Annotated in this window: 17 protein-coding genes; 12 read left to right on the top strand and 5 right to left on the bottom strand. The window is 70.2% G+C overall.

Annotation, left to right across the window (positions count from 1 at the left end; genetic code table 11):
* A complete protein-coding gene (locus tag B277_RS04130) occupies positions 1 to 681 on the top strand; it encodes a thymidine kinase (protein ID WP_007925484.1) in 681 nt (226 codons plus the stop codon).
* 68 nt (positions 682 to 749) lie between these two features.
* Here the strand turns inward: B277_RS04130 and sepH are convergent, their stop codons facing one another.
* Complete coding sequence (gene sepH / locus B277_RS15765; RefSeq protein WP_007925482.1) at positions 750 to 1,946, bottom strand: septation protein SepH; 1,197 nt, start codon at positions 1,944 to 1,946, stop codon at positions 750 to 752.
* 94 nt (positions 1,947 to 2,040) lie between these two features.
* Here sepH and B277_RS04120 point away from each other — a divergent pair, with 94 nt between their 5' ends.
* From B277_RS04120 to B277_RS04090, 6 genes are all read left to right on the top strand, one after another.
* A complete protein-coding gene (locus tag B277_RS04120) occupies positions 2,041 to 3,150 on the top strand; it encodes a ferrochelatase (protein ID WP_007925479.1) in 1,110 nt (369 codons plus the stop codon).
* Between the two features lie 2 nt (positions 3,151 to 3,152).
* Complete coding sequence (locus B277_RS04115; RefSeq protein WP_007925477.1) at positions 3,153 to 4,007, top strand: inositol monophosphatase family protein; 855 nt, start codon at positions 3,153 to 3,155, stop codon at positions 4,005 to 4,007.
* 131 nt (positions 4,008 to 4,138) lie between these two features.
* Positions 4,139 to 4,438 (top strand): DUF4193 domain-containing protein, encoded by a 300-nt coding sequence (locus B277_RS04110; RefSeq protein WP_007925474.1) that lies wholly within the window; start codon positions 4,139 to 4,141, stop codon positions 4,436 to 4,438.
* A 3-nt stretch (positions 4,439 to 4,441) separates the two neighbouring features.
* Positions 4,442 to 4,921 carry a dUTP diphosphatase gene (gene dut, locus B277_RS04105; protein ID WP_007925472.1) on the top strand — a complete coding sequence of 160 codons (480 nt, stop codon included), beginning with the start codon at positions 4,442 to 4,444 and terminating at the stop codon, positions 4,919 to 4,921.
* Entirely contained in the window at positions 4,918 to 5,964 is a 1,047-nt protein-coding gene (locus B277_RS04100; RefSeq protein WP_083853633.1) for a DUF3710 domain-containing protein, read from the top strand. Before dut ends, B277_RS04100 begins: the two co-directional genes overlap by 4 nt.
* 60 nt (positions 5,965 to 6,024) lie before the next feature.
* Entirely contained in the window at positions 6,025 to 6,732 is a 708-nt protein-coding gene (locus tag B277_RS04090; protein WP_007925468.1) for a DUF3159 domain-containing protein, read from the top strand.
* Positions 6,733 to 6,748: 16 nt separating this feature from the next.
* Here the strand turns inward: B277_RS04090 and B277_RS04085 are convergent, their stop codons facing one another.
* Both B277_RS04085 and B277_RS04080 read right to left on the bottom strand, forming a co-directional pair.
* Entirely contained in the window at positions 6,749 to 7,429 is a 681-nt protein-coding gene (locus B277_RS04085; protein WP_007925466.1) for a potassium channel family protein, read from the bottom strand.
* A gap of 3 nt (positions 7,430 to 7,432) precedes the next feature.
* Entirely contained in the window at positions 7,433 to 8,098 is a 666-nt protein-coding gene (locus B277_RS04080; protein WP_007925465.1) for a potassium channel family protein, read from the bottom strand.
* Between the two features lie 3 nt (positions 8,099 to 8,101).
* On the opposite strand from B277_RS04080, the gene B277_RS04075 reads away from it, so the two are divergent.
* From B277_RS04075 to dxs, 5 genes are all read left to right on the top strand, one after another.
* Positions 8,102 to 10,147 (top strand): APC family permease, encoded by a 2,046-nt coding sequence (locus tag B277_RS04075; RefSeq protein WP_051987857.1) that lies wholly within the window; start codon positions 8,102 to 8,104, stop codon positions 10,145 to 10,147.
* A complete protein-coding gene (locus B277_RS04070) occupies positions 10,144 to 11,442 on the top strand; it encodes a class I SAM-dependent RNA methyltransferase (RefSeq protein ID WP_007925458.1) in 1,299 nt (432 codons plus the stop codon). The genes B277_RS04075 and B277_RS04070 overlap by 4 nt, the downstream gene beginning before the upstream one ends.
* 113 nt (positions 11,443 to 11,555) lie before the next feature.
* Positions 11,556 to 14,357 (top strand): aconitate hydratase, encoded by a 2,802-nt coding sequence (locus tag B277_RS04065; RefSeq protein WP_007925456.1) that lies wholly within the window; start codon positions 11,556 to 11,558, stop codon positions 14,355 to 14,357.
* Between the two features lie 138 nt (positions 14,358 to 14,495).
* Complete coding sequence (locus B277_RS04060; RefSeq protein ID WP_007925454.1) at positions 14,496 to 14,942, top strand: hypothetical protein; 447 nt, start codon at positions 14,496 to 14,498, stop codon at positions 14,940 to 14,942.
* Between the two features lie 103 nt (positions 14,943 to 15,045).
* Positions 15,046 to 16,908, top strand: coding sequence for a 1-deoxy-D-xylulose-5-phosphate synthase (gene dxs, locus B277_RS04055; RefSeq protein ID WP_007925453.1), 1,863 nt, complete (start codon positions 15,046 to 15,048; stop codon positions 16,906 to 16,908).
* Positions 16,909 to 16,997: 89 nt separating this feature from the next.
* Here the strand turns inward: dxs and B277_RS04050 are convergent, their stop codons facing one another.
* Together B277_RS04050 and B277_RS04045 are read right to left on the bottom strand one after the other, a co-directional pair.
* Complete coding sequence (locus B277_RS04050; RefSeq protein ID WP_007925452.1) at positions 16,998 to 18,539, bottom strand: helix-turn-helix domain-containing protein; 1,542 nt, start codon at positions 18,537 to 18,539, stop codon at positions 16,998 to 17,000.
* 220 nt (positions 18,540 to 18,759) lie between these two features.
* A complete protein-coding gene (locus B277_RS04045) occupies positions 18,760 to 21,369 on the bottom strand; it encodes an excinuclease ABC subunit UvrA (RefSeq protein WP_040880765.1) in 2,610 nt (869 codons plus the stop codon).
* Between the last annotated feature and the right edge of the window lie 33 nt (positions 21,370 to 21,402).

Here is a 21,402-nt window from a genome sequence, read left to right as displayed (position 1 = left end):
GTGGCGGAGCTGAGCTTCTTCGCCGGGACGATGGACTGCGGCAAGTCCACGCTCGCCCTGCAGATGGACCACAACCACCGCGCTCGCGGGCGTGCGGGGCTGATCTTCACCCGGCTCGACCGCTCGGGCGAGGCGGTGCTCTCCTCACGTCTCGGCCTGGAGACCCCGGCGATCGAGGTCGCCACCGACCTCGACATCTGGGAGGCGGTCGTCGCCCACCTCACCGCGGGTGGCCGGGTCGACTACCTGATCTGCGACGAGGCGCAGTTCTACACGCCCGGGCAGGTGGAGCAGCTCGCGCGCATCGTCGACGAGCTCGACATCGAGGTCTTCGCCTTCGGCATCACGAGCGACTTCCGCACCGAGCTCTTCCCGGGTAGCCGTCGGCTCATCGAGCTCGCCGACCGCACCCAGGTGCTGCAGGTGTCGGCGCTGTGCTGGTGCGGACGGCGTGCGACGCACAATGCCCGCGTCGTCGACGGCGTCATGGTCGTCGAGGGGGAGCAGGTCGTCGTCGGTGACACCGCCGACCCCGACCACGTCGCCGAGGTCGAGTACGAGGTGCTCTGCCGACGCCACCACATGCGGCGGATGAGCTCGCAGGCCGCTCGGGCCGCGGCGCAGTCCGCGGACGTGCTGCCCTTCGACCTCGACGCCTGCCCGGTGCCGCCGCGCGGCTGACCGCGCTGGTCACGAGACCGGTCTGGGCGCGAGACCGCCCGCAGGGAAGCGACTCAGCCGTCCTGCCGTCAGTCCCGGGTGGTCCCAAACATCACGTCGTCCCAGCTCGGGACCCGCGCGCGGCCCTTGCGGCCACGGCTCTTGCTGCCGGAGTCCGCCTCGGAGGACTTGTCGGCGTCGTCCCGGCCCGAGTCGTCCTCATCGGACACGTCGGGCTCCGAGGCCGTCTCCTCGTCCACGGGCTCGTCCACCGTGGTCTCGTCCTCGGGAGCCTCGTCCGCCCCCGTGTCGGCATCAGCGTTGGGCGCCGGGGCGTCGTCCTCGGCAGGCCGGGTACCGTCCTTCGCCTCGTCGGCAACTGCTGCCTGCTCGACGGTGGTGGCCGCGGTCGACTCCTCACGAGCGGCCGCTGCGGCGCGCTCCGGCGACTCCTCGTCGCGCGGATGCGTACCCCCGGCCGGCGGGGGCAGCTCGTCGATGGGCAGCGCGTCCTCGGCGGGGGCGGTCTCGGCGGCGGCGCGGGTCTTGCGCCGACCACCGCGGCGGCGGCTCTTGGCGCCGGAGTGCTCACGCATGGAGTTGATGAGGTCGTCGGTGTTGGCCCGCTGGGCCCGCTCGACCTTGGTCTCCTCGACCTCGACGTCGAAGACGGCCGTGGGGCGGTGCACCGTCGTCGGCACAGGACCGGCCGGGGTGTCGGCCTCGGAGAGCCACTTGGCCTCGTCGTTCTTGGCGACCACGCTCATGCCCGCGAGGTCGAACCACCAGGTCGCCGTGCGCTCGCGCCCGCCGGCGGTGAAGACCGCCGACACCGTCCACTGGCCCTCGCCGTCACGGCAGGCGTCCCAGACGACCGACGACGGCTCGACACCGCGGCCGGTGAGCCGGATCGTGGCGCGCTGGGCGAGGGTCTCGGGGGAGCCGGCCTGGTTCGTGCCGCGCATCCGCACGGCCTGCGCCCGGGTCGCGACGTGCTCGCGCTCGGCGAGCACCGGTCCCTCGAAGCGCGCGATCTTGTCGAGGTCCCAGCCGGTGCGGGCCGCGACCTCGTCGGCGGACGCGCCGGCGCGGATCATCGCCTGCACCTCGCGCGGCCGGACGTTGTTGTCGATGGCGATCTGCAGCTGCCCGAGGCGCGGGCGGTCCCGGCGGGCGGCGGCGCGCAGGGGCTCGTCGATCCGAAGCCGGTACTCCTCACCGGAGTCGTCCGTCACCAGCAGGTGCTCGCCGTCGTCGTGCACCCCGATGAGTCGCAGGTCGCGCATCAACTATCCCTCTCGTCCATCGTGCTCCCTGACGACTCTGCCACCTGCCCGGCCCGATCCGTGGACGCACACGCCGCGGGGATACCTTGTGTCCATGTCCGAGACGATGACCGACCACCCCCTTCGCCCGTACGACGCGGTGCTCGTCCAGTCCTTCGGTGGGCCGGAAGGGCCCGACGAGGTCCTGCCCTTCCTGCGTCGCGTCACCGCCGGCCGCGGGGTGCCCGACGAGCGGCTCGTCGAGGTCGGCGCCCACTACGAGCGGGTCGGCGGTGTCAGCCCGCTGCCGGCGCTCAACCGTCGCCTCGTCGCGGACCTCGCAGCGGAGCTCACGGCCCGCGATTGCCCGCTGCCGGTCGTCCTCGGCAACCGCAACTCGACCCCCTTCGTCGACGAGGCCCTCGACGAGCTCACCGCCGGCGGTGCCCGGCGGGTCCTCGTCGTGCCGACGAGCGCGTGGCGCAGCTACTCCTCGTGCCGGCAGTACCGCGAGGGGCTGGCCGACGCCGTCGAAGGGAGGGAGGGCCTGGTCGTCGACAAGGTCCGGCCCTTCGGCGAGCACCCCGGCTTCGCCGCGACCTTCGCCCGCGACACCCTCGCCGCGGCACGTGAGGCGGTCGCCGCAGTGGGGGCCGACGCGGTGGCCCTGCTCTACGTCACCCACTCCATCCCCGACGCGATGGACGAGACCTCGGGCCCCGGGGACGGCGACGGGCGGGCCTACTCGGCCGACCAGGCCGAGACCGCCGCCGCGATCACCGCCGAGGTCGACACGGTGCTCGGCACCGACCTGGCAGCGGGGCTGGCCTTCTGCTCCCGGTCCGGCTCGCCCCGCACCCCGTGGCTCGAGCCGGACGTCAACGACCGGATGCGCGAGCTCGCCGACGAGGGGGTCCGCCACGTCGTCGTCGTGCCGATCGGCTTCGTCTCCGACCACATGGAGGTCGTCCACGACCTCGACGTCGAGGCGGCGGCGACGGCCGCGGAGCTGGGCCTGGCGATGACGCGCGTGGCGACGCCGGGTGCCGACCCCGCCTTCGTCAGCGGACTCGTCGACGTCATGCTCGAGCGGGCCGCGCAGGCCCGCGGCGAGGAGCCCGCGCGGGCGACCTGGCGCGACCTCGACTCGCACCCGGCCGTGTGCCCGGCGGGCTGCTGCCCCAACCTGCGCGAGTCCCGCCCCGCGCTGTGCGGGCAGGACTGACCGTGCCGACCCCCACGACCGACCCCGCGGCCCTGGCGGTCATCGCCCTGACGGTGGCCCTCGAGGCCGGCGACCTCATCACGCAGGAGCGCCCGCGTGACCTCGAGGTCGCCGAGACCAAGACGTCGGCGACCGACGTCGTCACCGTCATGGACCAGCGCAGCCAGGACCTGCTGCTGCGCCGGCTCGGCGAGCTGCGCCCGGACGACGCCTTCGCCGGCGAGGAGCGCGGCGGTCGCGCAGGGACGTCCGGCATCACCTGGGTCGTCGACCCGATCGACGGCACGGTCAACTACCTCTACGACGTGCCCGCGTACTCGGTGTCCGTCGCCGCCGTCGTCGGTGACCCGACGACCGATGGTGCGTGGCAGCCCGTGGCCGGAGCGGTCGTCAACCCGGTGACGGGGGAGCGGTACACAGCATGGTCCGGTGGCGGTGCCTGGCGCGCCGTCGGCGACGACGCGCCGGTGCGCCTGGCCGTGGCCGAGACGGACCTGGCCACCGCGCTGTGCGGCACGGGCTTCGGATACGACGCGGGTCGCCGGGCCTGGCAGGCCGAGGTGCTCACCCACGTGCTGCCCCGCGTGAGGGACATCCGACGCTTCGGCAGCGCGGCGCTCGACCTGTGCCGGGTGGCCGAGGGGAGCCTCGATGTCTACTACGAGCGGGGTCTCAACCCGTGGGACATGGCCGCCGGCTGGCTCGTCGCGACCGAGGCGGGTGCGGAGGTCACCGACCTTGCCGGCGGGGCGCCCCGGGCGACCATGACCCTGGCCGGGCCGCCCCGCCTCAGGGCGGCGCTCGGGGAGGTCCTCGACCGCGCCGTCGGGACCGTGGGAGCCGAGGGTCTCGACTAGCAGCAGGTGAGGTGGCGCACAGCCAGCGGATGGGGCACAATCCGGCGCGCCGGGCACAAATTCAGCACCTGCTGCGTTGACGACGGCGAACCACCCCCACTGCCCGTGTCACATCACAGAAATCAGGAGAGATGGCGACCGACTACGACGCCCCTCGCAAGACGGACGACGACCTGTCCGAGGACTCCATCGAGGAGCTGAAGTCCCGTCGCGGCGACGCGACCTCCGCCAATGTCGACGTCGACGAGACGGAGATGGCCGAAGGCTTCGAGCTGCCCGGTGCGGACCTCTCCGGTGAGGAGATGTCCGTCCGCGTGGTCCCGCGCCAGGCCGACGAGTTCACCTGCACCAGCTGCTTCCTCGTCCACCACCGCAGCCAGCTGGCGACGGACGGCAAGAACGGACCGGTCTGCACCGAGTGCGCCGCGTGAGCCGTGGCTGACGCACGTCAGATCGCGGTCCCGGTGCAGCTGCTGCACCGGGACGCCGTGGTGCCCGCGTACGCCAAGCACGGTGACGCCGGCGCCGACCTCGCCTCGGTCGCTGAGCTGACGCTCGCGCCCGGCGAGCGGCACCTCGTGCCGACGGGTGTCGCGATGGCGATCCCGCACGGCTGGGTCGGCCTCGTCCACCCGCGCTCCGGGCTCGCTGCGCGGCACGGCATCTCGGTCGTCAACGCGCCGGGGACGGTCGACTCGGGCTACCGCGGGGAGGTCCTCGTCAACCTCGTCAACCTCGACCCCACCGACAGCTTCACCGTCCACGTGGGGGACCGGATCGCCCAGCTCGTGCTCCAGGAGGTCGGCGAAGGGAGCTTCGAGCCCGTCGATTCGCTTCCACCCAGCCAGCGGGGTGAGACTGGACACGGATCCAGCGGGGGCTTCGGCCCCCCGTCGACGACAGGACGTGAATGATGTTCGGGCGCAAGAAGAAGACCGACTCCGCGGCGCGGGGCACCGAGCAGGACGTGGCGACGTCGGACGCCGAGGCGACCGAGAGCACCGACAGCGCGGACACCGCCGCTGCGACCGGACCTCGCGACATCTCCCTCGCCACGAGCACCACGGACCACCTCGACATGGGCGCCCTTCGCCTCGTGCCCGGCCCGTCGACGGACCTGCGGCTCGAGGTCGACCAGAAGACCAACGAGGTCAACGCCGTCCAGATCGCCGACGACCACGGCGCGGTGCAGCTCCAGGTCTTCGCCGCGCCCCGGTCCGCGGGCATCTGGGAGGACATCCGCGGTGAGATCGCCGAGATGATCACGGCCAACGGCGGGACGGTCGAGACCGCGAGCGGCCCCTTCGGCGACGAGCTGCGCAGCCGGCTGGCCCAGCCCGGTCCGCAGGGCCGCACCGTCTTCGCCCCGGCGGTCTTCGCCGGTGTCGAGGGACCGCGGTGGTTCCTCCGCGCCGTCTACTCCGGCTCGGCCGCCGTCGACGAGGCAGCCCGCGAGGTCTTCGACGACGTGCTGCGCACCGTCCTCGTCGTCCGTGGCGACGAGCCGCGCGCCCCCCCGGGAGATGCTGCCGCTCCACATGCCCACCGCGGCGAAGGGGGCGACCCCCGCGGGCGACGAGTCGGAGGCGGCCGTCGCGGAGCCCGACGGCGACGACCTCAAGCCCTTCGAGCGAGGCCCCGAGATCACCGAGGTGCGCTGATGCCCAGCCTGCTGCGCCGGCTGGTCGACCTCGGTCGCTCCGACGACGACCTCGCCGCAGGCGAACTGCGCGAGGCCGCCACCGCCCACGGCTGCCGCCCGATCACCGAGGACGTCGACCGGCAGGTCGTCACCGTCGCTGGCACGGTCCGCGCCGTGACCCTGCGACCGCGCGCCACCGTGCCCGCCCTCGTCGCCGAGGTCTACGACGGCTCGAGCACGGTCCAGCTCGTGTGGCTCGGTCGGCGCAGCATCCACGGCATCGACCCCGGTGCCTACGTCAAGGCGACCGGCTGATCTGCCGGCCCACGGGCACGCCGACGATCTACAACCCGGCCTACGAGCTGCTGCCGCAGCATGGCTGAGCCCCAGGGCATCTCCGCCCCCGTCCACCCCACCGTCGAGGCGCTCATCCGGCACCGGCTCGGTGAGGCGCTCGGTGGCCTGCGTGGCTCCCTCGAGGCCGCCCTGCCGATGCTCCTCTTCGTCATCGTCTGGTCGGCCACCCGCGACCGCACCCTGTCGCTGGGCGCCGCCGCGGGGTTGACAGTCGTCTTCGCCGTCGTCCGGCTCGTGCAGCGCCAGACCCTGCAGTTCGTCCTCGGCTCGGTCCTCGCGACCGGCCTGGCGGCCTTCTTCGCCCTGAGGTCCGGTGACGCGGAGGACGCCTTCCTCCCCGGCATCCTCACCTCCTGCGCCTACCTCGTCGGCTCCCTGCTCTCGGTGGTGCTGCGCTGGCCGGCCGTCGGGATCATGGTCGGTCTCGCGGACCAGCAGGCCGTCGCCGCGGGTGACCCCTTCCGCTGGCGGCGCAATGCGGCCGCCGTCAAGGTGTGCAGCCGGTTGACCCTCGTCCTCGTCGCGGTCTACGCGATCCGCGTCGCCATCATGGGCCCGCTCTACCTCACCGACAACGTCGCCGGTCTGACGATCAGCAAGGTCGTGCTCGGGTGGCCGCTGTGGGCGGGGGCGGTCGCCGTCATGGGGGCGATGCTCCTCAAGGGGCACACCCCGATCGACCCGGACGACGACCTCGTGCAGCCGGTGGACGTCCAGCGGGGCTGACGCCCCCTTCGCTCCCTCAGGCGCGGCGGCGGGACCGCCCGCCGGGGCGCATCATCGCCTCGAGCTCGGGCTCGGCCTCCGCCGTCGTCAGCAGGAGCAGCTCGTCGTGCGCCTCGAGGGAGTCGTCCGGCGTCGGGCCGATGGGCCGGCCGTCGCGGATGATGCCGACGAGCAGGGTGTCGACGGGGAAGGTGATGTCGCCGACGCGCCGGCCGACGTTGGGGTTGTCCGCCGGCAGCGTGATCTCGGCCATGGAGGCATTGCCCTGCTGGAAGTCGAAGATCCGCACGAGGTCGCCGACGCTCACCGCCTCCTCGACGAGGGCGGTCATCAGTCGCGGCGTCGACACGGCGACGTCGACACCCCACGACTCGTCGAACATCCACTCGTTCTTGGGGTTGTTGACCCGGGCGACCGTGCGGGGGACGCCGAACTCGGTCTTGGCCAGGAGGGAGACGACGAGGTTGGCCTTGTCGTCGCCGGTGGCGCACACGACGACGTCGCTCGTGTGGATCTCCGCCTCCTGCAGCGTGGAGATCTCGCAGGCGTCGCCGGAGAGCCAGCTGGCCGCCTCGACCTTGGACACCCGTGACTCGTTGGCGTCCTTGTCGATGAGCAGGACGGAGTGCTCGTTCTGCAGCAGCTCCTGGGCGATGGACCGGCCGACGGACCCGGCCCCGACGATGACGACGCGCACGGCTCAGTCCTCCTGCGGGGGGTTGCCGTCGAGGATCCGCTCGACGTCGTGGACGCTCTCGCGACGGATGACGAGGTGCACGAGGTCGCCCTCCTGGTGGACGGTGTCGGGCCCCGGCAGGATGCCCTCGCCGAGCCGGGTGATGTAGGCGACACGGGCACCGGTCGCCTCCTCGATCGTCGACAGCCGGCGGCCGACCCACGCGGGGGAGACCTGGATCTCGGCGACGACCAGACGCCCGGAGGCGTCGGTCATCTCCGACGCCTGGCCCTGGGGGAGCATGCGGCGCAGCACCTGGTCGGCGGTCCAGCGGACGGTGGCGACGGTGGGGATGCCGAGGCGCTGGTAGACCTGCGCGCGGTCCGGGTCGTAGATGCGCGCGACGACGTGCTCGACGCCGAAGGTCTCGCGGGCGACCCGCGCCGCGAGGATGTTGGAGTTGTCGCCGCTCGAGACGGCGGCGAAGGCGTAGGCGCCCTCGATGCCGGCCTGCAGCAGCGTGTCCCGGTCGAAGCCGACACCGGCGACGCGACGGCCGCTGAACTCGCTGCCGAGGCGGCGGAAGGCGGCCGGGTCCTGGTCGACGACGGCGACGTCGTGCCCGATGCGCTCGAGCGAGCGTGCGAGCGAGGCACCGACGCGGCCGCAGCCCATGATGACGAAGTGCACGGCATGACGGTACCCCTCCGTGCGCGGGCCTACACTCGCGTGGTGTCTTCCGGACGACTCATCAAGCGCGTCCTCGTCGGCCGCGCGATGCGCAGCGATCATCTCGGCGAGACCCTGCTCCCCAAGAAGCTCGCTCTCCCCGTCTTTGCCAGCGACGCGCTCAGCTCCGTCGCCTACGCGCCCGACGAGATCCTGCTGACCCTCGGCCTCGCCGGTGGCGCCCTGGCGATGACCCACTCGTGGCCCGTGGCCCTCGGGGTCGTCGCCGTCATGGCCGTCGTCGTCGCGAGCTATCGACAAAACGTCCACGCCTACCCCTCTGGCGGAGGCGACTACGAGGTCGCGAGCACCAACCTCGGGCGCAAGGCGGGCCTGACCGTCGCGAGCGCGCTGCTCGTCGACTACGTGCTCACCGTGGCGGTCTCCATCTCGTCGGGAGTGCAGAACGCCGCCGCGGCGCTGCCGTGGATCCGCGGCCACGAGGTGTTCGCGGCCCTCGTGCTCATCGCCGCCCTCACCGGGATCAACCTGCGGGGTGTCCGGGAGTCGGGCAAGGCCTTCGCCATCCCGACCTACCTCTTCATGCTGTCGGTGATCGCCATGGGGCTCGTCGGGGTCGTGCGGCGCACGACCGGCACGTTGCCACAGGCGGAGAGCGGACCGCTGCAGCTGGCCCCCGAGCCGGGGATGGAGCAGCTCGGCACCCTGGCGATGGCCTTCCTCCTGCTGCGTGCCTTCTCGTCCGGGTGCGCGGCGCTCACGGGTGTCGAGGCGATCAGCAACGGCGTGCCCGCCTTCCGCAAGCCCAAGAGCACCAATGCCGCGACGACCCTGCTCCTCATGGGTGGCATCGCCATCACGATGCTCGTGTCGATGATCGCCTTGGCCTCGTGGACCGGGGTCAAGGTCGCCGAGGACCCCGCGACCCAGCTGCTGCGTGACGGTCAGCCCGTCGGCGAGGAATACGTCCAGCACACCGTCATGGCGCAGGTCGCCCAGTCGGTCTTCGACGGCTTCCCCGCCGGGGTCGTCATCGTCTCGATCGTCACGGGCCTGATCCTCGTGCTCGCGGCCAACACGGCCTTCAACGGCTTCCCGGTCCTCGGCTCGATCCTCGCCCGCGATGGCTACCTGCCGCGTCAGCTGCACACGCGCGGTGACCGGCTCGCCTTCAGCAACGGCATCCTCCTGCTCGCCGCCGCGGCGGGGCTGCTCATCGTCATCTACGACGCGCAGGTCACCAAGCTCATCCAGCTCTACATCGTCGGGGTCTTCGTCTCCTTCACGTTGAGCCAGATCGGCATGGTGCGGCACTGGAACAGGCACCTGGCTCTCGAGAAGGACCGCCGCGAGCAGCGGGCCATGATGCGGCGCCGGGCGATCAACGCCGTGGGCGCGGCGATGTCGGGCACCGTGCTCGTCGTCGTGGTCCTCACGAAGTTCACCCACGGCGCCGGCTTCGCCATGGCCGCCATGGCGGGGCTCTTCGTCCTCATGGGGGCGATCAGCCGGCACTACCGGCACGTGCGCGACGAGCTGTCGGTCGCCGAGGGCGACACCCAGCACCAGCTCCTCCCGTCGCGGGTCCACGCGATCGTCCTCGTCTCGACGATCCACCGGCCGACGCTCCGGGCGCTCGCCTACGCATCGGCCACCCGCCCTTCGCGCCTGGAGGCGGTGACCGTCGACGTCGACCACGACGCCACCCGCGCGCTGCAGGCGGAGTGGGACCGGCGAGCGATCCCGGTGCCGCTCAAGGCCCTGGACTCGCCCTACCGCGAGATCACCCGCCCGGTCGTCGAGTACGTGAAGTCGATCCGCTCGGGCAACCCGCGTGATCTCGTGGTCGTGTACATCCCGCAGTACGTGCTCGGCCACTGGTGGGAGCAGGCACTGCACAACCAGTCGGCGCTGCGGCTGCGCAGCCGACTGATCTTCACGCCGGGTGTCATGGTGTCCTCGGTGCCCTGGCAGCTGGCCAGCTCGGCGGGCGCCGAGGAACGCATGGACGGCCCGGTCGCGGGCGACGTACGACGAGGTGGATCATGACGGCACCGGCAGCTGACGACCTGACGACCGGCGACGAGGTCGAGGTGGAGGTCGGGGCGATCGCCCACGGTGGGCACTGCGTGGCCCGCTACGACGGTCGGGTCCTCTTCGTGCGGCACGGTCTGCCGGGGGAGCGGGTGCGTGCCCGGATCACCGAAGGGGGTCCCGGAGACCGCTTCCTGCGCGCCGACGCCGTCAGCGTGCTCGAGGCCTCGCCCCACCGGATCGCCCCTCGCTGCGCGGCGGCCGGCCCCGGCGGGTGCGGCGGCTGCGACTTCCAGCACGTCGCCACCGCGCACCAGCGCGAGCTCAAGGCCGCCGTGGTCGCCGAGCAGCTCCAGCGCCTCGCGGGCATCGAGCGCGAGGTCGTCGTCGAGCCGCTCGACGACGCCGACGGGCTGCGCTACCGCACTCGCGTGGAGTTTGCGGTGGTCGAGGGCCGCATCGGTCTGCGCCGGCACCGCAGCCACGACGTCGTGGAGGTCGACGGATGCCCGATCGCCGTCCCCGACGTCGACGAGGCCCTGCGCGAGACCCGCGCCGAGTCGGTCGGCGAGCTCGAGGGCATCCGCGCGATCGACGTCGTCGTGCCGTCCGGGGAGAGCGACACCGTCGTCGTCGAGGTGCCGCAGGAGGCGCCGACCCCGCCGATCGAGGTGACCGAGATCGTCCGCACGCCAGCGGGGGAGCGCTCGATGACCGTCGACGCCCGCGGCTTCTGGCAGGTCCACCGCGATGCTCCGCACGCCTTCGTCGCGGCGATGCTCGAGGCGGCCGACGTGCGGCCGGGGGAGCGCGTGCTCGACCTCTACAGCGGTGTGGGCCTGCTGTCGGTGCCGCTCGCCGATGCCGTCGGTGCCACCGGGCAGCTCATCGCCGTCGAGTCCGACCGCCGGGCGACCGAGCACCTGCGGGACAACCTCGCCGCCCACCCGTGGGCACTCGTCGTGCCCGGCCGCGTCGACGACCTGCTCGGCGTGCCGCGCCAGGGCCGGCGCCGCGGGCCGCGTCGTCCGGCGCGCTCGGACCTGCTGCCGCCGAGCGCGCACGTCGTCGTCCTCGACCCGCCCCGGACCGGGGCCGGCCGCGGCGTCGTCGCCGCGCTGACCTCCCTTCGCCCCCGCCGCCTCGTCTACGTCGCCTGCGACCCGGCGGCGCTCGCCCGGGACACCGCCTACCTCGGCGAGCTCGGCTACGAGCTGACCGCCCTGCGAGCCTTCGACGCCTTCCCGATGACGCACCACGTCGAGTGCGTGGCGACCTTCGAGCCGAAGGGGGAGGCCGCGACCTCGTGACACAGGGCGCCGCCGTGGGGAAGAGTGGCGGTGAGCGCGCCCGTGGGTCCGTGCCCGGGGCGCTGTGATAGTTTTATCTTGACGTCAAGATAACTACGACAGAGGAGTCGACTGTGGCCAGCTCGAACACCTTCAACGCCAAGGACACGCTCACCGTCGGTGACGAGTCCTACGAGATCTACCGGATCGACAAGGTCGAGGGCTCGAAGAACCTGCCCTACAGCCTCAAGGTCCTGCTGGAGAACCAGCTGCGCACCGAGGACGGCGAAAACGTCACCGCCGACCACATCAACGCGCTCGGCTCCTGGGACGAGAACGCCCAGCCCGACACCGAGATCCAGTTCACGCCCGCCCGCGTGATCATGCAGGACTTCACCGGCGTCCCCTGCGTCGTCGACCTCGCCACGATGCGTGAGGCCGTCGCCGAGCTCGGCGGCGACCCGACGAAGATCAACCCGCTCGCCCCGGCCGAGCTCGTCATCGACCACTCGGTCCAGATCGACGCCTTCGGCACCGCGGACGCCTTCGCGCGCAACGTCGACTTCGAGTACGAGCGCAACAACGAGCGCTACCAGTTCCTGCGCTGGGGCCAGACGGCCTTCGACGACTTCAAGGTCGTCCCCCCGGGCACCGGCATCGTCCACCAGGTCAACATCGAGCACCTGGCCCGCGTCACGATGACCCGCGACGGCGTCGCCTACCCCGACACCTGCGTCGGCACCGACTCGCACACGACGATGGAAAACGGCCTAGGTGTCCTGGGCTGGGGCGTCGGCGGCATCGAGGCCGAGGCGGCCATGCTCGGCCAGCCGGTCTCCATGCTCATCCCGCGCGTCGTCGGCTTCAAGCTCTCCGGCTCGATCCCGGCCGGTGCCACCGCGACCGACGTCGTCCTGACGATCACCGAGATGCTGCGCGACCACGGCGTCGTCGGCAAGTTCGTCGAGTTCTACGGTGAGGGCGTCGCCCAGGTGCCGCTGGCCAACCGCGCGACCATCGGCAACATGAGCCCCGAGTTCGGCTCGACCGCCGCGATGTTCCCCATCGACGACGTCACCCTCGACTACCTGCGCCTCACCGGCCGCTCCGAGCAGCAGGTCTCGCTCGTCGAGGCCTACGCCAAGACGCAGGGCATGTGGCTCGACCCGGCTGTCGAGCCCCGCTTCTCCGAGTACCTCGAGCTCGACCTGTCGACGGTCGTCCCCTCGATCGCCGGCCCGAAGCGCCCGCAGGACCGCATCGAGGTCAGCAAGGCCAAGGAGCAGTTCCGTGGCGACCTGAAGAACTACGTCGTCGACGGCAACGGCATCGAGAAGTCCTCGGTCGACACCGAGCTCGCCAGCACCTTCCCGGCCTCCGACGCCCCGAGCCACGACGCGCTCGAGGCGTCCGAGAGCGCCGGCCGCCCCTCGCACTCCGAGCCGCGCAACAACGGTGACCGGGCCTCCAACCCGGCGAAGGCCGTCATCGACGGCGCCGAGGTCGAGATCGACCACGGCCACGTCGTCATCGCCTCGATCACCAGCTGCACCAACACGTCAAACCCGTCGGTCATGATGGCCGCCGCGATGCTCGCCAAGAACGCGGTCGAGCGCGGCCTGCAGGTCAAGCCGTGGGTCAAGACGTCGATGGCGCCCGGCTCCAAGGTCGTCACCGAGTACTACGAGAAGGCCGGCATGTGGCCCTACCTCGAGAAGCTCGGCTACCACCTCGTCGGCTACGGCTGCACGACCTGCATCGGCAACTCCGGCCCGATCATCGAGGAGGTCTCGCAGGCGGTCAACGCCAACGACCTCGCCGTCACCTCGGTCCTGTCCGGCAACCGCAACTTCGAGGGGCGCATCAACCCCGACGTGAAGATGAACTACCTCGCGTCGCCGCCGCTCGTCATCGCCTACGCGCTCGCCGGCACGATGGACTTCGACTTCGAGACCGAGGCCCTCGGCCAGGACGCCGACGGCAACGACGTCTTCCTCAAGGACATCTGGCCCAACCCGGCCGACGTGCAGAGCACGATCGACACCGCGGTCACGCAGGAGATGTTCACCGAGAAGTACGCGGACGTCTTCGCCGGTGACGAGCGCTGGACCTCGCTCGAGACCCCCGAGGGCAACACCTTCGAGTGGGCCGACGAGTCGACCTACGTGCGCAAGCCCCCGTACTTCGAGGGCATGAAGATGGACCTCGACGCAGTCGAGGACATCTCCGGTGCGCGCGTCCTGGCCAAGCTCGGCGACTCGGTCACGACCGACCACATCAGCCCGGCCGGTGCGATCAAGGCCGACAGCCCGGCGGGTGTCTACCTCGCCGAGCACGGCGTCGAGCGCAAGGACTTCAACTCGTACGGCTCGCGCCGTGGCAACCACGAGGTGATGATCCGCGGCACCTTCGCCAACATCCGGCTGAAGAACCAGCTGCTCGACGGCGTCGAGGGTGGCTTCACCCGCGACTTCCTCGGCGACGGCAGCCAGACGACGATCTTCGAGGCCTCGGAGAAGTACATCGAGGCCGGCGTCCCGCTCGTCGTCCTCGCGGGCAAGGAGTACGGCTCCGGCTCGTCGCGTGACTGGGCGGCCAAGGGCACGCGCCTGCTCGGCGTCCGCGCCGTCATCGCGCAGTCCTACGAGCGCATCCACCGCTCCAACCTCATCGGCATGGGCGTCATCCCGCTCCAGTTCCCCGAGGGGCAGAGCGCCGACTCGCTCGGCCTGGACGGCACCGAGACCTTCGACATCGCGGGCATCACCGAGCTCAACAACGGCTCGACGCCCAAGACGGTCAAGGTCACGGCGACCAAGGACGGCGGGGAGGCCGTTGAGTTCGACGCGGTCGTGCGCATCGACACCCCCGGCGAGGCGGACTACTACCGCAACGGCGGCATCCTGCAGTACGTGCTGCGGTCGCTCGTCGGCTGACCGGAGCCGTCGAGGAAGGGGGCCCTCCACCATCCGGTGGACGGCCCCCTTCGTCGTGTCGTCCCCATCTCTCCCGTATTTCCCTAGGGAAATACGGGAGGTGGTGGGCCGTCGCCGCTGCGACGTACACTCGAACACATGTTCGACCAGACCTCGCGTCCGCCGGTGCGGACGGCGCTGCCCGGGTCGCCGGGGGGCGCGGACCGCTGCGGCGGGGGCGAAGGGGGGGACCCCCTGGGTGGCCGGACCGCGTGCCACCACCCGCGGTGCGGGGGGTGGCAGCCAGCGGCGGTCTCGTGGCTGCTCGACCTGTGCCCGCCCGACTACCGCGGGCATGCGGTGCTGCGTCGGCACCCGGCCGCGCTGGCCTGGCTCGCCGACCTGCACGTCGCGGCGCAGGTCGACGCGATGCGGCAGGCATACCGGACGGTGCGCGTCGACCTGGCGGAGTCGCTGCCCGACGGTACGATCGACGCCCTGCTCGTGGCGCTCGAGCACGAGGGCCTGCGGCTGCGGTCCGCGCAGCGGAGCATCCTGCTCATCCGGGAGGCGCTCGACGGGAGCGTCTTCGTCGACCGGCTGTGACCCCCTTCGTCCGACGTGGTGACAGGCTGGGCAGGTCACAGCCACTTCCCAGTGCTGCGGACGTAGACTCGTGCGGTCCCCGACCCTTGGAAGGAAGCCCAGCGTGGCAGTCCTCGAGACGATCACCTCACCCGCCGACCTCAAGCGCCTGCCCGCAGAGCAGCTCGAGACCCTCGCGGAGGAGATCCGAGCCTTCCTCGTCGCCGAGGTCTCCCGCAGCGGCGGACACCTCGGGCCCAACCTCGGGGTCGTCGAGCTGACGATCGCGCTGCACCGCGTCTTCGACAGCCCGAGTGACACGGTCGTCTTCGACACCGGCCACCAGTCCTACGTGCACAAGCTGCTCACCGGGCGACATGACTTCAGCGCGCTGCGCACCCGAGGCGGCCTCTCCGGGTACCCGAGCCGCGCCGAGTCCGAGCACGACGTCGTCGAAAACAGCCACGCGTCAACCTCCCTGTCGTGGGCCGAGGGCATCGCCAAGGGCTACCGCCTGCGCGGCGAGGAGCGGCACGCGGTCGCCGTCATCGGCGACGGCGCCCTGACCGGCGGCATGGCCTGGGAGGCGCTCAACAACATCGCCGCCGACAAGGACCTGCCTCTCGTCATCATCGTCAACGACAACGAGCGCTCCTACGCGCCGACGATCGGCGGGCTCGCCGACCACCTCGCGATGCTGCGCACCAACCGTCAGTACGAGCAGGTGCTCGACTGGGGCAAGGACAAGCTCAACCGCACGCCCGTCGTCGGTCGGGCCGCCTACCAGGCCTTCCACTCGATGAAGAAGGGCGCCAAGGACTTCTGGGCCCCGCAGGGGATGTTCGAGGACCTCGGCATCAAGTACCTCGGACCGGTCGACGGGCACGACGAGGCGAGCGTCGAGCAGGCGCTGCGCCGGGCCAAGGCCTTCGGCGGACCCGTGCTCGTGCACGTCATCACCCAGAAGGGGCGAGGCTACGACCACGCGAGCAACGACGTGGCCGACCAGTTCCACGCCGTCGGCAAGATCAACCCCGAGACCGGCCTGCCCCTGGAGATCTCCGGGCGCTCCTGGACCGACGAGTTCGGCGACGAGATGCTCGCGCTCGGCCGGGAGCGGCCCGAGGTCGTCGCGATCACCGCGGCGATGATGATGCCCGTGGGCCTGCAGCCCTTCGCCGACGCGCACCCCGAGCGGATCTTCGACGTCGGCATCGCCGAGCAGCACGCGACGACGATGGCCGCCGGGCTCGCCTTCGCCGGCATGCACCCGGTCGTGGCGATCTACGCGACCTTCCTCAACCGTGCCTTCGACCAGCTGCTCATGGACTGCGCCATGCACAAGGCAGGCGTGACCTTCGTCCTCGACCGCTCCGGCGTGACCGGCCCCGACGGCGCCAGCCACCACGGCATGTGGGACATGTCGCTCGCGAGCATCGTGCCCGGCCTGCGCCTGGCCGCACCCCGCGACGGGCAGCAGATCAGGGTCGCCCTGCGCGAGGCCGTCGACGTCGAGGACGGCCCGACGGTCATCCGGTTCCCTAAGGGCAGCGTCGCCGACCCGCTCGAAGCCGTCGCGACGGTCGGCGGGCTCGACGTCCTCGCCGGCGACCCGGCGGTCGATCCCGAGGTGCTCGTCGTCTCGGTCGGCTCGATGGCCGGCACGGCGACGACGGTCGCCGAAAAGCTTGCGGCAGAAGGCCACTCGACTCTGGTCGTCGACCCCCGCTGGGTGCTGCCGGTGCCCGCGGCCCTCGTCGAGCTCGCCGGTCGCAGCGGCCGGGTCGCCGTCATCGAGGACAACAACGTCTCCGGCGGCGTCGGTGCGGAAGTCGCCCGTGTCCTCGACGAGACCGGGGTCACCGCCCCGGTGCACCGCTTCGGCCTGCCCAAGGAGTTCCTCGCCCACGCCTCGCGGGCCCAGGTGCTCGAGAGCGTCGGGCTGACTCCCGAGCCGATCGTCGAGCGACTGCGCGCGCACCTCTGACGGGCTCACCGCGATCTCCTCGGGCGTTGTGACGAAGGGAGGGCCCCACCGGTGATCCTGTGGGGCCCTCCCTTCGTGCGCTCGGGTCGTCAGCCGATGTCGCGGAAGGGCTGCACGCTCGCGCCCAGCGCGTTGAGGCGCTCGGCGAGGTCCTCGTAGCCGCGGTGGATGACGTAGACGTTGCGCAGGTACGAGGTGCCCGGCGCGGCGAGCATCGCGAGCAGCACGACGACGCCAGGGCGCAGCGCCGGCGGGCAGGTGACCTCGTTTGCCCGCCACCGGTTGGGGCCCTCGACGAGCACGCGGTGCGGGTCCATGAGCGTCACCTTGCCGCCGATCTTGTTGAGCTCGGTCAGGTAGATGGCGCGGTTGTCGTAGACCCAGTCGTGGATCGTCGTCGTGCCCTCGGCGCAGGCGGCGATGAGCGCGAAGAAGGGCAGGTTGTCGATGTTGAGCCCGGGGAAGGGCATCGGGTGGATCTTGTCGATCGGCGCCTTGAGCGGCCCGGGGTGGGTCGTGATGTCGACCAGACGGGTGCGGCCGTTGTCCGCGAGGTACTCCTGGGACAACGAGTACCGCATACCCATGCCGGCGAGGGTGGCCAGCTCGATCTCGAGGAATTCGATGGGGGAGCGGCGGATGGTGATCTCCGACTTGGTGACGACGGCAGCCGCGATGAGACTCATCGCCTCGATCGGGTCCTCGCTCGGCGAGTACTCGACGTCGACGTCGATCTCGGTCAGGCCGGTGACCTCGAGGGTCGTCGTGCCGATGCCCTTGACCTGGACCCCGAGCTTTTCGAGGAAGAAGCACAGGTCCTGGACCATGTAGTTGGGGGAGGCATTGCGGATGATGGTCCGGCCCGGGTGGCGGGCTGCGGCCATGAGCGCGTTTTCGGTGACGGTGTCGCCGCGCTCGGTGAGGATGATCGAGCGGTCGGACGAGTCCTGGTCGGTGACCTTGGCCTCGTACCAACCCTGCGTCGCGGTGACGTCGAGACCGAAGTGGGTCAACGAGGTCATGTGCGGCTCGACGGTGCGCGTGCCGAGATCGCAGCCACCGGCGTAGGGCAGCCGGAAGCTGTCGAACTCGTGGAGCAGCGGGCCGAGGAACATGATGACCGTGCGCGTGCGGCGGGCGGCCTCCTCATCCATGCCGTCGAGGTTGATCCGCTCCGGGGGCACGATCTCCAGGTCGGCGCTGCCGGGCAGCCAGCGGGTCTTGACGCCGATGGAGTCGAGCACCTCGAGGATCCGGTTGACCTCCTCGATGCGCGCGAGGTTGCGCAGGGTGGTCGTGCCCTTGTTGAGCAGCGAGGCGCACAGCAGCGCGACGGCGGCGTTCTTGCTCGTCTTGACGTCGATGGCGCCGGAGAGCGTGCGACCGCCCTCGATCTTCAGGTGGACAGCGCCGCTGCTCGAGGTGCGGGTGAGCGCGACGAGCTCGGTGTCGAGCGCCTCGCTGATGCGCGCGAGGTTGTCGAGGGTGAGGTTCTGCCCCCCGGCCTCGATGCGCGCGACGGCGCTCTGGCTCGTCTCGAGTTTGGTGGCGAGGTCGGCTTGGGACAGGCCTGCGCGGTGACGCGCCTCCTTGATCGTCGTGCCGATTCGGGCGAGGTAGTCATCAGACATACCAACCACCGTAACCCATATATGAGATAGGTGCCGTCCGTCGTCGTCCTCGCGTGTCGCCGGTCAGCGCGATCGCCGCCTTCGCCTGCTGCGGATCCCGTCGTCCTGGCATGGGATGCCGGGATCGTTGGGGTCCTTCCCGACTCACCTCACACCACCACTTCGTCGCCACCGACGTCACGACAGACCGGAGGGAGATGTCATCACACGCGCAGCTGCCTCAGGCAACGACGGTGTCCACCCTCGAGACGGCCGCAGCCTCTTCGAGCGCAGTGGCCAGATAACGTGCTGAAGCGCTCGTGGACGAACCGGCGACCTCCGCTGGAGTGCCGGCCGCGACGACCTGTCCGCCGTCGCCCCCAGCACCGGGCCCGAGATCGATGACGTGATCGGACTGTGCGATGACTCGCATGTCGAGCTCGACCATGACCACGGTGTTCCCGGCGTCCACGAGTGATTGCAGGTGAGCTACGAGCCGGTCGGTATCGGCGCAGTGCAATCCGGAAGTTGGTTCATCGAGGACGTAGAGAGTGTCGCCGCTTTGAGCCCGCTGCAGCTCGCTGCCCAGCTTGACTCGCTGGGCCTCGCCACCAGAGAGCTCGGTTGCGGATTGGCCGAGACGTAGGTATCCGAGTCCGACATCGAGGAGCGCGGTCAGGGAGCGCATGATGTCGACTTCTCCCTCGAAGAATTCGTGGGCATCCTCAACGCTCAAAGCGAGGATCTCCGCGATGTTTCGTCCGCGCCAGAGGATCTCGAGAGTGCTCGACTGGTAGCGGGTGCCATGACATTCCGGGCATTCCGTGTACACGGAAGGGAGAAAGAGCAACTCAACCATGACTGATCCCTCTCCCTCGCAGGTGGGGCAACGGCCGCCGGCGACGTTGAATGAGAATCTCCCGGGTTTGTAGCCGCGTGCACGAGATTCCGGGGTCTCGGCGAATCGGCGTCGTACGTGGTCAAACAGGCCGGTGTAGGTTGCGACGTTCGACCGAGGTGTGCGCCCGATCGGTTTCTGGTCGATGGTTACCACCCGGCGCACTCCAGTGAGGTCACCCGCGACAGAACCCTCGAGCTCCTGGGGGCCATCGGAAAGCAGCATGTCATCGCCGTCGGGCACTGGCTCATCAGTTGTGACGGGGCGTCCGAGATGCTCGCTGACCAGGGTCGGGAGAACTTGGCTGACGAGACTGGATTTGCCTGACCCCGACACACCTGTGACTGCTGTGAGTGCACCCAACGGGATCTTGACGGAGATGCTCCGCAGGTTGTTGCGCGAGATCTTCTCGAGACGCAACCACCCGTGTGGCTTCCTTGGCTCATGCAGGGGGAGCCCGTTGCCGCCGAAGAGGTAGTCTCGGGTGGCGGATTCCTCGACGTCAGCCAGTCCTTCGGTCGGGCCGCTGTAGATGACACGCCCTCCTCGTTCACCTGCGGCGGGCCCGATGTCCACAAGCCAATCCGCACGCCGCATCACGTCGACGGAGTGCTCGACGATGAAGAGGCTGTTACCGCGCTTCTTGAGCCCCTGAAGGACGTCCAACAGCGCACTGACATCTTGCGGATGGAGCCCGGCGGAAGGTTCGTCCAACACGTAGACGACGCCGAAAAGTTCGGAAGTCAGCTGGGTTGCCAGTCGCAGACGCTGAAGTTCTCCGCCTGAGAGGGTCGGGGACGTGCGATCCAACGACAGGTAGCCCAGGCCGAGATCAATGATCGGAAGGATCCGATCGACGAGTCCGGTCCCCAAGCGGACGGTTGCGGCCAGTTTTTCGACCGCCCCACCCGACGAGCGAGACTCGTCACCGGCACCGTCAGTTGCGCTTTCTGCCGCGACGACTGCGGCTTCGATGACAGACAAGAGTTCATGCAAGGGCAGCTGTGAGAACTGGGCGATGTCGAGCTGCTCAAATGTCACCGATAGCGCTTCCGGCTTCAAACGTTTGCCATGGCATGCGGGGCACGGGACCGATGTGAGGAACTGAGCAACACGGCGTTTCATCGACGTGCTCTTCGTATTCGCGAATGTGTCAAGCACATAGCGACGCGCTCCTACGAAGGTTCCGGAATAGCTGGGCTCGATTCCGGCGTCCATGGCTTCACGCGCTTCAGCAAGGGTGAGTCGTGAGTGGACGGGAACGTAAGGCGTTTCATCCGTGTAGAGGATCCAGTCGCGGTCTTTCTTCGGGAGGTCCTTCCATGGCACGTCGACGTCGTAACCAAGCCCGACGAGGACGTCTCTCAGTTGGTGCCCATGCCACGCCGTGGGGTACGAGGCGATGGCGCGCTCTCGGATCGTCAGGGTCGGATCGGGGACCATCGTGTCCTCTGGCACGTCGTAGACCCGACCGATTCCGTGGCATTCCGGGCAAGCACCCTCGACAGTATTGGTCGAAAAGTCCTCTGCATAGAGCATCGGCTGCCCATCCGGATATGTACCCGCGCGGGAGTACAGCATGCGAACCAGGCTGGAGAGTGTCGTGATGCTTCCGACCGTTGACCGGGTGCTGCGCCCGCCGTGTTGTTGCTGCAATGCCACGGCGGGCGGCATTCCGGTGATGGAGTCCACCTCGGGGACTCCCGCCTGGTCGATGAGGCGCCTGGCATACGGTGCAACCGATTCCAGATAACGTCGCTGGGACTCCGCATATAGCGTGCCGAAAGCCAGCGAGGACTTGCCCGAGCCAGAGACGCCAGTGAACACCACCATGGCGTCACGCGGTATTGACAGGTCGATGTTTTTGAGGTTGTGCTCGCGGGCGCCGCGCACTCGAACGTCCGGTTGAATGAAGGCTGAGTTTTCATCAGTCTGCGTGGAGGGCGGGGTCATGAACCAACGCTATCCCGACTGCAGGCACGTCAC

Origin of the sequence: Janibacter hoylei PVAS-1 (assembly GCF_000297495.1) — a bacterium.
In the GTDB taxonomy this organism is placed as follows: Bacteria; Actinomycetota; Actinomycetes; order Actinomycetales; family Dermatophilaceae; genus Janibacter; species Janibacter hoylei.
Note: the sequence above shows the minus strand (reverse complement) of the source record. Positions and strands in the feature narration are given on the sequence as shown.

What these genes read in the sequence shown, in the direction of transcription:
- B277_RS04100 (WP_083853633.1), top strand. Translation starts at nt 4,918, where the DNA reads ATGATGTTCGGGCGCAAGAAGAAGACCGACTCCGCGGCGCGGGGCACC.
- B277_RS04060 (WP_007925454.1), top strand. Translation starts at nt 14,496, where the DNA reads ATGTTCGACCAGACCTCGCGTCCGCCGGTGCGGACGGCGCTGCCCGGG.
- B277_RS04075 (WP_051987857.1), top strand. Translation starts at nt 8,102, where the DNA reads ATGACGGTACCCCTCCGTGCGCGGGCCTACACTCGCGTGGTGTCTTCC.
- sepH (WP_007925482.1), bottom strand. Translation starts at nt 1,946, where the DNA reads ATGCGCGACCTGCGACTCATCGGGGTGCACGACGACGGCGAGCACCTG.
- B277_RS04045 (WP_040880765.1), bottom strand. Translation starts at nt 21,369, where the DNA reads ATGACCCCGCCCTCCACGCAGACTGATGAAAACTCAGCCTTCATTCAA.
- B277_RS04090 (WP_007925468.1), top strand. Translation starts at nt 6,025, where the DNA reads ATGGCTGAGCCCCAGGGCATCTCCGCCCCCGTCCACCCCACCGTCGAG.
- B277_RS04110 (WP_007925474.1), top strand. Translation starts at nt 4,139, where the DNA reads ATGGCGACCGACTACGACGCCCCTCGCAAGACGGACGACGACCTGTCC.
- B277_RS04050 (WP_007925452.1), bottom strand. Translation starts at nt 18,539, where the DNA reads ATGTCTGATGACTACCTCGCCCGAATCGGCACGACGATCAAGGAGGCG.
- B277_RS04120 (WP_007925479.1), top strand. Translation starts at nt 2,041, where the DNA reads ATGTCCGAGACGATGACCGACCACCCCCTTCGCCCGTACGACGCGGTG.
- B277_RS04070 (WP_007925458.1), top strand. Translation starts at nt 10,144, where the DNA reads ATGACGGCACCGGCAGCTGACGACCTGACGACCGGCGACGAGGTCGAG.